This window comes from Lactiplantibacillus daoliensis (assembly GCF_005405005.1).
Classification (GTDB): Bacteria; Bacillota; Bacilli; order Lactobacillales; family Lactobacillaceae; genus Lactiplantibacillus; species Lactiplantibacillus daoliensis.
This window is the reverse complement of record NZ_BJDH01000006.1, coordinates 186,491-201,402: the sequence shown is the minus strand read 5'-3', so window position 1 is coordinate 201,402 and position 14,912 is coordinate 186,491. Positions and strand designations below refer to the sequence as shown.

The 14,912-nt window shown below is 43.6% G+C and carries 14 protein-coding genes; 3 read left to right on the top strand and 11 right to left on the bottom strand.

Annotated features, from left to right (window positions below; translation table 11 throughout):
• Positions 1-36: 36 nt before the first annotated feature.
• A complete protein-coding gene (locus FFM64_RS09430) occupies positions 37-2,040 on the bottom strand; it encodes a PTS sugar transporter subunit IIABC (protein ID WP_137607762.1) in 2,004 nt (667 codons plus the stop codon).
• 367 nt (positions 2,041-2,407) lie between these two features.
• Here FFM64_RS09430 and FFM64_RS09425 point away from each other — a divergent pair, with 367 nt between their 5' ends.
• The gene (locus FFM64_RS09425) at positions 2,408-2,818 is read left to right on the top strand and encodes a peptide deformylase (protein WP_137607761.1); all 411 of its coding nucleotides are present in this window, start codon (positions 2,408-2,410) and stop codon (positions 2,816-2,818) included.
• 16 nt (positions 2,819-2,834) lie between these two features.
• Positions 2,835-3,836 carry an FAD:protein FMN transferase gene (locus FFM64_RS09420; protein WP_137607760.1) on the top strand — a complete coding sequence of 334 codons (1,002 nt, stop codon included), beginning with the start codon at positions 2,835-2,837 and terminating at the stop codon, positions 3,834-3,836.
• Positions 3,837-3,983: 147 nt separating this feature from the next.
• Here FFM64_RS09420 and FFM64_RS09415 read toward each other — a convergent pair whose 3' ends face one another.
• The 4 genes from FFM64_RS09415 to FFM64_RS09400 all read right to left on the bottom strand — a co-directional run bounded on the left by FFM64_RS09415 (position 3,984) and on the right by FFM64_RS09400 (position 9,498).
• The gene (locus FFM64_RS09415; protein ID WP_137607759.1) at positions 3,984-4,433 is read right to left on the bottom strand and encodes an HIT family protein; all 450 of its coding nucleotides are present in this window, start codon (positions 4,431-4,433) and stop codon (positions 3,984-3,986) included.
• A 79-nt stretch (positions 4,434-4,512) separates the two neighbouring features.
• A complete protein-coding gene (locus FFM64_RS09410) occupies positions 4,513-7,596 on the bottom strand; it encodes a MucBP domain-containing protein (RefSeq protein WP_137607758.1) in 3,084 nt (1,027 codons plus the stop codon).
• Positions 7,597-8,027: 431 nt separating this feature from the next.
• Positions 8,028-9,023, bottom strand: coding sequence for a tRNA dihydrouridine synthase (locus FFM64_RS09405; protein ID WP_137607757.1), 996 nt, complete (start codon positions 9,021-9,023; stop codon positions 8,028-8,030).
• A 280-nt stretch (positions 9,024-9,303) separates the two neighbouring features.
• The gene (locus tag FFM64_RS09400) at positions 9,304-9,498 is read right to left on the bottom strand and encodes a hypothetical protein (RefSeq protein WP_137607756.1); all 195 of its coding nucleotides are present in this window, start codon (positions 9,496-9,498) and stop codon (positions 9,304-9,306) included.
• A 222-nt stretch (positions 9,499-9,720) separates the two neighbouring features.
• Between FFM64_RS09400 and FFM64_RS09395 the strand changes: the two genes are divergently transcribed.
• The gene (locus FFM64_RS09395) at positions 9,721-9,981 is read left to right on the top strand and encodes a helix-turn-helix domain-containing protein (protein ID WP_137607755.1); all 261 of its coding nucleotides are present in this window, start codon (positions 9,721-9,723) and stop codon (positions 9,979-9,981) included.
• A 104-nt stretch (positions 9,982-10,085) separates the two neighbouring features.
• On the opposite strand, the gene FFM64_RS09390 is transcribed toward FFM64_RS09395, so the two are convergent.
• From FFM64_RS09390 to FFM64_RS09365, 6 genes are all read right to left on the bottom strand, one after another.
• Positions 10,086-10,706 (bottom strand): cation diffusion facilitator family transporter, encoded by a 621-nt coding sequence (locus FFM64_RS09390; RefSeq protein WP_137607754.1) that lies wholly within the window; start codon positions 10,704-10,706, stop codon positions 10,086-10,088.
• Positions 10,696-11,022 (bottom strand): ArsR/SmtB family transcription factor, encoded by a 327-nt coding sequence (locus tag FFM64_RS09385; protein WP_223876942.1) that lies wholly within the window; start codon positions 11,020-11,022, stop codon positions 10,696-10,698. The genes FFM64_RS09390 and FFM64_RS09385 overlap by 11 nt, the downstream gene beginning before the upstream one ends.
• A 326-nt stretch (positions 11,023-11,348) precedes the next feature.
• Positions 11,349-11,903, bottom strand: a complete 555-nt coding sequence (locus FFM64_RS09380) for a glucose-6-phosphate isomerase family protein (RefSeq protein ID WP_137607752.1) — start codon at positions 11,901-11,903, stop codon at positions 11,349-11,351.
• Between the two features lie 15 nt (positions 11,904-11,918).
• Complete coding sequence (locus tag FFM64_RS09375) at positions 11,919-12,695, bottom strand: glucose-6-phosphate isomerase family protein (RefSeq protein ID WP_137607751.1); 777 nt, start codon at positions 12,693-12,695, stop codon at positions 11,919-11,921.
• Positions 12,696-12,710: 15 nt separating this feature from the next.
• The gene (locus tag FFM64_RS09370; protein WP_137607750.1) at positions 12,711-14,450 is read right to left on the bottom strand and encodes a class I mannose-6-phosphate isomerase; all 1,740 of its coding nucleotides are present in this window, start codon (positions 14,448-14,450) and stop codon (positions 12,711-12,713) included.
• A 48-nt stretch (positions 14,451-14,498) separates the two neighbouring features.
• Positions 14,499-14,897: a PTS sugar transporter subunit IIA gene (locus tag FFM64_RS09365; protein ID WP_137607749.1), complete on the bottom strand. Its 399-nt coding sequence runs from the start codon at positions 14,895-14,897 to the stop codon at positions 14,499-14,501.
• Between the last annotated feature and the right edge of the window lie 15 nt (positions 14,898-14,912).

Genomic DNA, 14,912 nt, shown 5'->3' with positions numbered 1-14,912 from the left:
GCGCCTTAGATAGACGCTGATTCCTGATATTTAAACTTATTCTGATACAGTTTCTAATTTATTGGCCTTAGCCTTAGCTTTGCCCTTATTTTTGGCTAACATTTTATCAGAGAAGCCGAACAAGAAGACTAGCACCGTTGAAATGACTAACGTACCATAATGTGAAATCAGATAACCGTAGAAGTTACTCCCAATCCCAACACCTGGGGTAATAAAGGCTGGGAAACCAATCAAGGAACCGGATAACGCATAGTTGTTAACCCGTAGCAAACCGGTAATCAAGCCACCAAAGGCACTCCCGATGCTGGCCCAAACGAAGACACGCTTGTACTTCAAGTTGACCCCGTATAGTGCTGGCTCAGTGACGCCACAGAACGCTGAAACCGCGGCGGCTAGTGAAATCTCCTTGAGTTTCTTATCCTTAGATTTGAGGAACACAGCCAAGACCGCGCCACCTTGTGCGACCATCGTAATTGACAAGATCGCATTCAGATAACTGTGACCGTTAGTGGCAATATCGTTGATAACGATTGGAATGAGTCCCCAATGCAGCCCGAAAATAACCATCGTTTGATACAGGCCACCGATAACAAATCCAGACAACGCCGGACTGAAGTTGTAAATCGCGACAATTCCATCAGCCAAGCCCTTACTGATCATCGTAATGACAGGACCAACACCAACGAGCACGATCACACTTAAAATCAACGCCTCTAAAATTGGAATGAACACACTTCGTAGATATAGTGGTACCACTTTTTTTAAGAATTTTTCAACATACGCACCAAGCCATGCGGCGACAATAATTGGGAACACAGACGCCGAGTAGGACACTAGGTGAGTTGGAATGCCAAAGAAAGCAATCTGAGCTGTCGCTGCTTTGCCAGCGGCACCAATAATCTGCGGATAAATCAGGACCCCACCGACAATTGCCATGACAATCGGATCCGAACCTAATTTCTTGGCGGCCGTGAAGCCTAAAATGACGGGTAAGAAGTAAAATGTCGCATCACCAATGGCATTCAGAACCAGATAAGTGCCACTTGTCGCGCTCAACACTTTAAAACCAGTCAAAGCTGCTAAAATCCCTTTGAGAATCCCGGAACCAGCCAAAATCCCAATTACGGGAATCATCGAAGCCGTCATGACCCCAATAATACCGCTGAAGCCATGCTGAATCGTCCCCCAAACACCATAATGGGGCTTGTTCGCAGCAGCACTCGTTTCAGCAACGGCCTTCTTCGTGGCCGCATCATCGCTGAACTGTGGCCCAAGTTGTGCGATCACCGCGTCATAAACATCATTAACGGCAGGACCGATCACAACTTGATATTGTCCACTGCCTTTAGTGACATCGATAACCCCATCCAACTCACTAATCACTGAGGTCTTCGCAATACTTTCATCTTTCAAATAAAAACGTAACCGCGTAATACAATGAATTAAACTATTGACATTTTCTGGCCCACCCACATTTTCAATAATGTCGTGTGCCAATTGATCATACTTGCCATCACCGACTTTAACGGCTGGCTTATCCGCATTGCCGCTGCCTTCAACGGCTTCACCAGTCACCATCGCAACCGAATCACCAACATCAACCAGTTGATCCAGATCATTTAAAAAGAGTTGATAGTTATTCGTTGCACTATTTGTGATTACCGTCATCACGGTCACTGGCTTACCGGCTTTTTTGATTTCAGCCAATCCCATCACAGCTAACTCTTGTCCCGCTATGACGTGGTCCCCCATCTTAACGCGTATCTGATACGGCTTGCCACCCAGCTCGACTGTATCAATTCCTAAATGCAACAAGACTTCCATCCCGTTGATTGTCTTCAACCCGATTGCGTGCTTGGTCGTCGCAATCATTGTGACCTCCCCGCTCACCGGGGCAACGATCTTGCCATCACTTGGCTCAATGCCAAACCCTTTTCCCATCAAGCCTTTTGAAAAGACTGGGTCATGAATTGCACTTAACGGTAATAACTCCCCAGCAACTGGTGCAATTACCGTTGTTTGAACTAACTTTGCTGCCATTTTTTAACCCTCCCCATGGTTATGTTGACGCTTACAATTATATGCACGAATAGAAAAAGAAAATTTATTCGAATATATTTCTGTAACTTTATTTTAACTGGTTACACGATTAAAAGAAAGTAAAATCGATCTTATTTTATAAATATAAAAATTCACATTTATCATAAGCCAAAATAAGTTGTGATGGAACTGCTATGCAAACCTATTTTATCGAATGACCAATGACAGGTGAAAGAAAGCGACACTCATGATTGGACGGTTAACTAACAATCGGATTATCTTACGAACCGACAACGGCATAACTTGCGCCTGATAACTATCGGCCGCTATAATAGCTGTAATAAGTTTCATAATTGGAGGAATTTTCATGATCAAACCCGTTGTTCACGACCCGGCAATTTTGAGCCAAGTGGCTGTTCCGGCAACTAAACTCAATGCTCAAACCGTCACCGACTTGCTTGATACCTTGCAGGCCAATGCCGAAAACTGTGTCGGCATGGCCGCTAACATGATTGGTGTTAATCAACAAATTATCGTCGTTCAAATGGGACCAGTTGCCGTGCCGATGGTCAATCCTAAAATCGTGGCGCATCAAAACCCATATCAAACTAGTGAAGGCTGTCTTTCCTTGACGGGTGAGCGGCCGACGCAACGCTACAAACAAATCACCGTAGCTTATTTAGACCGCAATTTTCAACCACAACGGCAAACCTTCAATGACTTCATTGCACAAATTATCCAGCACGAAGTCGATCACCTCGCTGGCAGATTAATCTAACTTAGGACTGGTATTGATGACAATGATAAATTTCAACGGTCAACCCGCGACACCCGCTTTAGCACAACAGCCGCGTCACATCTCCCACTATGGCCTCGGAACCGATATCGACCTAACCTTATTTGGTAGTGACAGCCAAACTTATTTGGACCGTGCTTGTGACTTGATTGACCAGTATGAGGACCGGTTGACTGTCAATCGGTCCCAGTCTGAGGTGATGGCCATCAACCACGCAGCCGGCATTCAGGCCATGCAAGTTAGTCCGGCCACCTACTCACTAGTCAAACGGGCCATCAGCTTGAGCCAACAACACTTTGGCTTCAACGCCTTAATTGGCCCCCTAGTAAAGTTATGGCGAATCGGATTCACCGATGCACAGGTTCCCACTCAAGCTGAAATTGAGGCCCGGCTACGACTAGTCGATCCTGAACAAGTTAGCTGTGACGACCAAACTTTCAGCGTTTATTTAAAACGACCGGGCATGGAACTGGATTTAGGCGGGATTGCTAAAGGCTATATTGCCGACCGGATTCAGGACTACTGGGAAGCATTCGGCCAGCGTGCTGGGATGATCAACCTTGGGGGCAACTTGTTAATGGTTGGCGACTCACCATTACACCCTGATCATCAATGGCGAGTTGGCATCCAAAACCCACTTTCACCGCGGGGAAATGCCATCGCCAGTGTCAAAATTGGTGCCTGTTCCGCAGTGACCAGTGGCATTTATGAACGCCACTTAGAAGTCAATGGCAAATCCTATCATCATATTTTAGATTCGAAAACAGGGTATCCACGTCAAAACGACCTACTGAGTGTCACTATTTTTTCCAAGGCCTCGATCGATGGCGAAATTGAAACGACTCGGCTTTTCTTTGCTGGGAAGCCTGAAGCTGATTGGGGACTTGAGCGTAACGACCTTTATGGTGCCATTTTCGTAACTAAAGAAAAGCAGATTCAGATTGTGGGGTTGCCGAATAACTCGGTCACCCTACTAGACAATGACTTCACTATTGCCTAACAGTTAACTAGGATAGCATCAGTAATCGACTAGTCTTTATTGCAGGCAATCACTGTATTTGCGACAAGTTTCGACTCGTTCAAGCTTTTATTGACACTATAAAACGCCCACCTCAATTGCTGAGACGGGCGTTTTCATCGTTAAATTTTAAAGTTGTTGTAAATAATCGGTAATTTTCTGTCGCAGCTCACCATGCTTTGTCGGAGAATAAGCATATTTATCGGCTGTCCAATGATCCGGCGAATACAGCCAAACGGGCTTGGCTAATCGCTCGGCCGGTTCACTCGCATAGCGTGGAAAAACGTGCGCGTGCAAGAATGCATCCGTATTTCCCAAAATATCATAATTAATTCGAACCGCCCCAGTCGCAGCTTGCACCGCATCACCTAAAAGACTCATATCGCGTAGAAATGCCACTCTCTCAGTCAACGACAACTCATTTAGGCTCGTCACGAAATGCTTGGGTAGTAACACTGAATAGCCAGGTAAAAATTGGGTATCTCCCATTACGGCGTACCCCCCTGGCAACGTCATCATCACCATTGGGTTCGTCCCATTTTGTGCTGCCAAAATCCGGTCATCCCGCCAGTCTGCCATACTCACCACGTCCAATCGTTTTCACTCAGTCTGTCACGCCTAAGTTGGAAAATCAAGTAACTAATTGAACATTCTCCCGCTAGACGCGTTTTCGCCCGGCAACATAGGCTACTAATCCTAATAAACAAGTTCCTAACACGCTAACCCAACTTAACCGCTGCTCACCAGTTTGGGGTAATTCAGTTGCGGTCGCAGTCTGCGGTTGATTCAATGGTTGTAAGTTAGCAACCGGTTCTGCCTGACTTGACCCGGGCACTGGTTTCACCGCCAACACTGGCCGTGTGCTTGGTGTTTGCGTTTGGGTCGTAGTTGGCTTTTCAGTCACCTGAGCCGATTCAGACAACCCTGGACTAGGCTTCACTACTGTTGGCACATCATCGTTAGTTTGACCAACATCCCCCGTTGAAACAATTCGTTCATAAATAAATGTCAGCGTAGTTTCGCCTTCACTAAAACTGCCAGCACTAGCGCCAACGGTCTGTTTCAAACGATACCCATCAATATTGAGCGCTGTAACTTGATACGCCTGACCTAGGCCACCCGTTAAAACCCCATTCTTGGCGATTTCTCGACCAGTCTCATCCACATATTGAATCGTGACCTGACCTTTTTTAGCTTCTAGTAATCGATACAAAAACGTGATTGTTTGGTTCTGATTGCCGAAAGTTCCATTCTGATCACCAATAACTTTAATCAACTCATAGCCCGCGATTGTTTTAGGTGTGGCTGCATATGTGTCACCGACTTTACCAGTTAAAACCGCTTCAGTTGCCAGTGAATTTCCAGCTTCATCCACATATTGAATCGTGACCGGCTGACCATCACTCACTGCCACGGAGTCCTTTAAATAGTGATAAATGACCGTTGTCGAAGATTCAGAAAACTGACCATTTTGATTAACCGGTTCCTTGACCAAGGTGTAACCAGCGATTTGCTTGGGCGCTGTTTGATAATCACTGCCAACTTTCCCGGTTAATTCCTCAGTCGGACTAATCGAATTACCGGCCTCGTCCACGTACTGAATCGTCACTTGGCCCGCACGTCGATAAACAACCGTATAGTTATTATCGCCATCCTGATAATAAACCGCTGGTAAGTCATCCGCGAAATACCCTGGGATATTAGGCACGGCTGGGAATTGAATTAGCTCACCATATTTACCGGTTAATTGCACATCATCACCGGCTGAACGACCATCTTCATACTCAAAATGAATCGTTGCGTGCTGAGATTTGACGCGATAAATGAGCTGAATCGTCTGATTATCACTGAATTTTCCAGTCAAGTGACCATTCGTCACAGTTAAAGCTTGCCCATTTTCGGTTGCTTGAACAAGTTCATAACCAGGAATTGACGGTAACGTAACTTGCCAGTCGCCATCAATTTCGCCTTGTTGACTTGGAATCGTCACCCCCGGAATTGGCTTGCCAGCTTCATCAACAACTTGAAAATCTACTGATGGTTGAATCCGCGCTAACACGTAGGTCAAATGTGCCATCTCTTTGCCAGCTGTCCAATTTGGTGAACCTTTAATTGCTTTGATGCCATAATGTTGACCTTTCAGCGCCTGCAACTGATCAATTACCTGCTGGTCTGTCCCCACATCATAAGTCGCATCCAACCAATTATTGATATAAACGTCCGAGCCGAGATGTTGGCCTTGCTCGTCAACAAATTCAATTTGGATCGAACCGCTCCCGTCATTTTGAATATAGAATGGAATCCAGACATAACCGTCACAAGGGTAGCCATGGGCGCCCATCCACTCATCATGCCATTTATATTTCAAATAACCACTTTGTTTAAAATTCGTCCATTCGATCGTGGTATCGGTCAAATTAACGCCGTCTGCATCAGAATCGGCTACCGGTGTAATTGATAAATTATGCGTTTTGTCTTTACCAAATGCAAACGACGGTGTCACTAATTTACCCGTTTTCGGATCAATATCTAAGGTCACCGTGTCCTTTAACACCACCTTCTGATTAGCGATTGTAATTGCTGAAGACAGTGTTGGCAATGAACTTGCTAATGGTGAAAAATCGGAAATGTGGTTATAAGATAAACTGAGTTCTTGTAGATGTAACCCAGCTAGTGCCGAAATATCGTCAATATCATTGAGTTGCAAGTTGATCTCAACTAAGTTATCAAGCCCCTTTAATGCGCTGATATCCTTGAGCTTACCGTAGATTACATACTTATCCTGCCATTTTTCATTAGCATCCAAGTCTGGTGAGAACCAAAGCTTTTCTACATTCGTCGCATATTCAAAGCCCTTCAGGCTCACCGTATTCATCACCGCAAAATAGAAATCCCGGTCATCAACTTGATGCTCAGTCGTCACAAAATATAGTTTCAATTGACTCATCATCGCTTGAGTAATCTGGTTCACGTCCGTTAAACCTAACCCCAGCTCACTATTGATTACCCAAAGCGTTACTTGTTGAAAATTCTTATCCGGCATCCAAGTATTAATGTCGATCTCAGCTTGTGGATAGGACTGTGATGCAACCGTCGCAGCCGCTTGACTGACGGGTTTGGCCTCAGTATCCGCAGTGTTTGACGCCGACTCAGTTGGCTTTTCTAAAGTCGATGTCTCGTTGGTCACGGGCGTCTTTTCAATCAAAGTAGCGTCACTCGCGGCTAAGTCTGACTCATTAGGCGTTCCTGCCGAAGTAGCTGGCTGTTCAGTCGCATGACTTGCAGCCGACTCCGACTGGCTAGCTTCTGCGGAATCAGTGGGCACCGTTTCGGCACTTTCGGCTGGTTTTTGAACGGCACTTTCTGGCTGTACCGGTACTTCAGCCGGCTTATTCGTTGAGTCATCCTGACCAGGCTGTTCGGCCTCCGCTGCTGGATTGTCGACTGGTGACTCAGCTACCGCCGATCGAGGGTCTTCAACCACATTGGTAGCGCTGTCATTATTTGGTGCAGCTACTTGGCTGGCTAAAGGCACGACTGCCTCGCTCTGGATTGTCGCTGTAGGACGTATGATAGCGGTTACACTTTCATCACTGGTCATGTATGCCTGGCTGTCCCCATTGGCTGCCAAAACTTCAACTTGCGCACCAATTAATACGGCGGTTGTCGCCAATCCCATCGTCACCCACGTTTTTCCTTGCTTGTACATTTTATAATGACACTTAGTTTCTGATAATTGCATGTCTTTACTCCCCCTGATTTCGCTTATCGTTATTAATCAACTGCTATAGTATACATTAGGTTGACTCAATCGTTCAACATGTTTTTTGTGTACAATACATTTGTATACTAACAATCATTTGATAATGACGGCGCTTTCAAGGATTTAAAAAAATATATTTTTTTATCTTGATAATCAAATCAAACCCCTATCATCACAATATTTATCAAGTCTTTCGGGTGACTTAAACCCTTTGCCTTAACGTGTGATCGGAATAATTATTAAAAAATCACATAAAAAGGCTAACGTTTTCGCATCCAATCTCCGAAAACGCTAGCCCGTTAATTTCTAAAAATCATCTAATAGAATTTTCTTATCGTAGCAGTATTTTTATAAGTAAAAAAGTGGGCAACCTACAACTAGGTTTAACCACTCTTAAAGGCGACTTATGCTTAATTTTCAGCTTCTAATTGATCAATGATTGTGCGTACTTCGTCTGTCGTTTGCGTTTGCATCAACTCATTACGAATTTCGGCCGCACCACGCATGCCACGAACGTAAATTTTAAAGAAACGCTGTAAAGGGGCAAAATGACCTTGAATCCCCATCGCAACAAACTGATCATACAAATCCAATTGATAGCGCAGTAGTTCTAATAACTCATGACTCGTGTGCAGTCGTGGCGTCTTTTCAAAAGCATATGGATTAGTGAAAATTCCACGACCAATCATGACACCATCCACCCCTGGATGATCCTGGGCCAACTTAAGCCCGGCCTGATAGTCCGCTATATCACCATTTATCTGTAATAAGGTCTCCGGTGCAAGTGTATCACGCATTTGAACTAAATTATCAATCAGCTCATAGTGCGCAGGCACCTTGCTCATTTCGGCGCGCGTCCGAACATGTACGGTTAAAACTGGGACCTGTTGCTTTAGTAAAAAAGGAATCCAAGTTTCATACTCGTCAAGATCATCAAAACCAAGCCGAGTCTTCACACTCACGGGTAGACCCGCTTGGCGAGCACCGTCAATCACAGCTTTAGCGGCATCAAAATGACGAATCAAATCACTACCACTGTGATTCTTTATCACGGCCATGTCTGGGCAACCCATGTTAATATCGATTGCTTCATAGCCTTGACGCTGCACTTCCTTGGCAGCCTTTGAAAAATCTTCACCAGAATTGCCCCAAAGTTGTACGATTGGTTTGGGCATTTCAGTCGGATCAATGTACAGACGTCCCCGCGTGGTCAATTTTGCTTTAGGATGAGTAATACTTAACGCATTCGTGAATTCGGTATAAAAATTATCCGGTGCGGCTGCCCGCATAACAACCCGCCGAAAAACCGATCCGGTAACAGCTTCCATCGGTGCCAAACTAAAAAACGGCCGGTCCTCCGCTTGTGCCTGCGCGGCAATCCGGTTCCAATATGCTGACTGGGTCACCCCGATCATCTCCATTCGACTATTTTACAAAGTTAATAACACTATAGCGATGTTGACCCCATCCACGCAAGTATTAAGCGTGAAAAGGTCAAAAAAGAGTGGAACAAAAAGCGGTCTGCTACCGAGCATAGCCTAGAAAATCAAATGATTGGCATTTTCAATCGTTTGACTTTCGTAGCTAAGCGGAAGTCGCAGCCTTTTGTTCCACGTTTCGGCTATAAATATTAGGAATAATAAATTGAGCCTAAGTTTTGTCCCAGATGTCTCACCAATTGCTAGATTAATGAATCAGAATTAAGGCCCAGGCTAAAATAGCGAGCATGAGTAATACATTAACAAATTCGAGCCGATAATCGGATAGCTTGATTGCGCCAAACGAGATTCCGGCACTCGCAGCCATATATCGGAAGAAAATCCCACTTAATAAAATTCCTACCAGCAACAAAACTAGGAAAACAATCCCGGTCATCATCATTGAACTCAACCCCTTATTCGTTTATCGTTGGCACTTGCGTACTACCGCTTCAGCACCAGTTTTATTGTCGTTCTCGGTACAAGCCGTTGCAAGTAATTTCAGCTCAAAACATAGAGTTCTTAGCATTTTTTTATTAAATCATTCGTTAATAAGATCCGTTTAATTTGACCGTCCACGTTTAACTTAAAGCAACTATTTCAGATCCAGAAAGCGGTAATTAGATTGACCATCAATGACATTCAAGCCTACATCACGGTCTACGAGTTGCGACACATTTCTAACGCTGTCGTCGAGCTCCACCTCTCACAATCCGCACTTTCCAAACGAATGCGTGCCATGGAAAATGAGTTGAATATCAAATTCATCGTTTCTCCCTCCTCCACCAGCCTGTGTATAACAATTCCCCAACATAATCAATTTATCCACCTATTCCATGTGAGCTCATCTATTTCAGTGCATAACTCTCAACTTATTCGATTTTAAGCAGCTAAAATAAGCCATTTCTAAAACTTGTCCACAGCTAAAAATATAAAAAGTACTCAAACCGCACGTTATCCACAGATAACCTAGGTTGAGTACTCTTGATTTTATTCAGTTTCCCCCCGGCCGGCTTGAAATGATTCCCAACCTTCGCTAGCAATAAAGTAAACCAACACTAAGGCCGCGACGGAATCAGCCCACCACCAATTAAATAACATCGTCACGATGGCACCAATCAAAACAGTTCCTGCCATATAGGCACAAGTAATATTACACATGCCATCTTCGACCAACGCCGCAGAATGCAAGGCATGACCGAGTTTGCGCTTACGCCATGTAAAATATGGCATCAACAGTACCGAGGCCATCGCAATGGCTAGCCCCATTGGACTTTCATTAGCCACTTGATGGGTCACTAAATTAAAAATTGACATGCTAGTCACGTAAACCGCCAGTCCCAGTAAAACCGTTCCAACCACTAGCGATGATCGGCGCTCAGCGCGTTCAATCTCCGCGGTTGGCGCACCATTGGCCTCTTTACGTAGACGCCAAATCAGCGTACCACCCGCAATAATTTCCAAGAAACTATCGAGTCCAAACGCAATCAACAAAATCGAGCCGGCTTGTAGCCCTGCAGTCAGACCAACCACGAACTCAAACGCCATCCAAGCAGTTGAAAAGAATTCTGTCCGCAAACTCTGTTGCACTAAGCTAGTCTTATTCACCATGTTTCACCCCTCGGACGACGTGATCCGCGTGTTCAAGCATTTCATTGATAACGTCTAAAATATGCGGATCATCTAAGCGGTAATAGCTCGCTTTACCGACTTTGTGCGCACTAACCAATTGATGTTGGCGTAACAGTGCCAACTGATGTGAAATCACCGACTGTTCAAGTTGTAGCAATGCGCCTAACTCACTAACATTTAGTTCTTGTTGCTCCAAAACGTATAATAATTGTAGACGCGTCGGATTGCTCAATAACTTAAAAATTCGGTCTGATTCTTGTAGCTTTGTAGTTTCAATTAAATTTGGTTTAGTCATGTCGTATGTCATCCCTTTCATATGTTGATATTAACATATGAAAGGGCCTCTGTAAACAACTCTGTCCACAGGGGGATAACTCAGCCCGTGATTGCAGTTGTCCACAATCACGGGCTGGGTTGTTTATTTAAATGCTTTTAACACTGTTCGATAAATGCTTACCATCGCGATCATCAAGGTTCCGGCTGTTAATATCGTCTTAAAGACTGCTTTAACCTGTTGCAAACTAGCCACCACCTTTATTATTTCTTGATTGTCTCTCTAGTTGGTAGTATATCAAAAAAGAGCCCTCAATGAACCCTTTTCTAATCTGCCTATTGGCTGTTTTACTGATCCTGAATAACTTTATAACCAATGCTCGAAGCGTCTTTCAAAACGTGTGTCTTGAACAAGTTACCGTTCTTACTATACGCATGGCCTGACTCAGATTGCCAGACCGCACCGACTGCTAACGTTCCCTGTCCAATGTTGATTAACCGATGGGCTGTCTTTCCCGGAATATATAACACCGCACCTGGCTCAACTGCCAGCAATCTTTCGTTACCGTCAGTATCTCCTAGTAACAACAAGCCACTGCCTGAAATTCCCCAATAATATTCACCAGTATCGATTTTTTTATGAAAGTGACCTTTAGTGAAATAAAATTCACCGTGAACATTGCCCGGTGCTATCCGTGAGACACCAAAGAATAGGCCGCCTGGTTGTCCATCTTCAATGTTATTATCTGCCACCTGGACACTATAAATTTCAGGATTGGTGTCTAAGTCACTGGGATTCAATAACCAATCATTAATTGCAGATAAGTTAGTTTCTCCCGTTGTAAAAGCACCTTTTAGGTGTCCATCTCTTAATAATTCAGTTGGAACCTTATTGACTTTCATTATTTTGCTCCTAAATTAAGGCTGATAGTTATCCCAAATCTGTTGATACTTTCCTGGTTGAGTTACAAAATCGAATTTGTCATGATTATTGATATATTGTTGATAAATTGAAACTCCTGGTGTAATTTTCAAATCATCTTGGTAAGAACGTACAGCTTTATCAATTAATTCCACGCCTTGATAACGACGATTTGGCAACCAGCCAATACTACCATCATCATTCACGATTGGATAAAACGCCAATCCATGATGTGCTCTAACATCGTCATACTCAAATCCAAAGTCACGAATACACCACGCGCCAAAAATCATATCGGTTTCAGGGTTACCATTAATGGTACAGTGCGCCCACTTTGGTGGCACAACAACGACTTCACCCGGCTTCACATGCACGGCATAACATTTTTCTGGTGTATCTGTAGCATCCGGCTGCATCATAATGATAGCCTCGCCCGACCAAACTTCATAAACTTCTGGCGTTGAACTCCCACAAGACATTGAAACCGCATGAATATGCCCCTGACTTCTTACTGGTTCTCGACCAATTTTCCCTTTAGCGTAAGCACATACCCCATACAGCAACATTCTCTGCTTTAGATCCATGACATCGCTTTTACGACCGACATCCATTGCAATAGAATAAACAAGATCTGGACCAGATGCCGATGGATCCAACAAGCTTCGGCGAATATCATCTAAATGTCGTTGCTCATTTTCCGGACCATACGTCTCATGACCATACGTTATCTTTAAATCTGCCTGCACATTAACATCTAAACCAGAATCAAACATCTTACTCGTTCCTTCCTATTCTTTTACAAATGCCTGTAATACGCCAATTTCACCATTTTCAGGATGTAAATTATGAATTCGATACGTCTTCACACCAGAAGGAACAATGAAAGTTTCGCCATAATTAACATGGAATGGTGCAAAGTCGCCAGTCGTACTCTCAATCATGGCTTCTTCACCCTCAACCAGATTCAACATGTTAACACTTCCCTGTGTTTTGAGAACTGCTTCGTCCTTAATCCAGTGGCGATTCGTATCAATAAACTCAAGTGTTGCATGCAATCCCGTTCGCTCGACCCGCTCGTGAGAATTTGTTGTAAGCGGCGTAAATTGATTAACTAAGTTCTTTTGGACCCAGTCAGTTGTCCGATTATATTGCAAATTTTCCAATCCTTCATCCACATGCAATGGTCGTGGCTTACCATCTAAACCAATCCGACCCCAATCCCACATCTTGAAGGTGAAAATATATGGCGTTGCACTAATTTCCAAAACAACTGTATCCGAGCCGCCACAATGGATGGTACCCGCTGGAATCAGAAAATGGTCATGTTTCTTCGCTGGCAAATGATTAACGTACTTTTCATCTGGAAACTTAATCTCACCAGCTGCGGATTTATAAAAATCAGTAGCTAACTGTTTGTGATCAATACCGTCTTTTAAACCCAGATAAACAGAAGAATCCGACTTAGCATCCAAAATATAATAACTTTCATCTTGGGTATAAGCCATTCCATATTTATCTTTAATATATTCAGTCATTGGATGCACTTGCAGGCTCAAATTGCCACCGGACATCGTATCCAAATAATCAAAGCGAATTGGAAATTCTGCACCAAATCGAGCAAAAACCCGATCACCTAAAATACTCTCCGGATTGGTTAACATTAGGTCCATTGCTGGAACCTCAATACGAACCTTACCATATTGGAAATACAAACTATTTTCCTCTGGAACACCGTCAAAAGCCCAACCATAGTTTTGCCCATTATCTGGTAAATCAAAGTGTTGCTTCATCCACTGCCCGCCCCAAACGCTCGCATCGAAATATGGAACAGTCCGATAAGGCTGCTTGGTCAGTACTTTTAGGCTGGCTAATAAATCTTTACCAGTAATTAATTTAGGTTCTGATTTGTCATTTGTATCTAACAAATAATCTGTTTTGGGTAATAACTGTCGTTTTAACCGATCAGCCATACGCCATTCAAAGAAATAGCCGCGTTTGAATTTCCGTAGTGGATCTTCGTCTGCGTTATCCTGTTGCCAATTTGGCATTCCAGCACGGTACCGTAATTGAATTTCCCAACGTGCCAAATCACAATAAATTAATATATCTGGATTAGAAGCTAATACTGTCGCACCGGTACCGTATACCACTGTTACACCAGAGCCGGTGACAATATCTGCGCGCACAGTCTTGATATCAGGATAAAAATCGGCAACCTGATAATGCGACATTACACCCAATACGCGATCATCAGTAACTGTATCGGCCACTTTTTGATTCAAGCTCTCTGGTGTCATCGCATAATCATCCGCAAAGTAACTCTGATCAACTGGTAATTTATCAACTAATTGCTGTTTTAAGTCATCCGTATCCACACCTGGGTAACACTCAATCGCAATTGTAACGTCAGCTTTTTTCTTTAGTTGATTAACAATTTGTTCTGTCAAGTAGGTTGAAATTCGTTGGTAACCGCTAAAAGCAAACTCATAGTTTTCAATCTTAGTCGTTGGTGTTAAATCGTAAGTCATTTAAAATCCTCCTAATGTTTATATTGATATAACATTACTTCAGACGCTTTAAAAGTCCTCTTCCTCTGTTTCAGGCCCAGTATCCTCATCAAATTGCTGAATACTGCTCTTACCTGCTGCTAGTGCACTATCGACAGACTCACTCAAAATTAAATCTAAAATCATCCCAAGATTCATCCCAGATAAATAGTCAACATTGAAATCTTGTTGCTTTAATAAAGCAAGTGCCGTATTACCGGGTGAACCTGCTGGAATATCCGAAATCAATCTAACTGGTTCGCGCTTGTCGAGCTGATCAATAACCGTTTTCACTCGCTGTTTAAAGTCCTCAATACCATGCTCGTCTAACTCAACACAAACACTGTTTCCGGTCGTGCCTGCGATAAAGTTCGCTGCTTTTTGCATACCACTTGCGACACCAGGGTGACTAACTAAAATTAGTTGCATTTTCCTGTTTCCTCC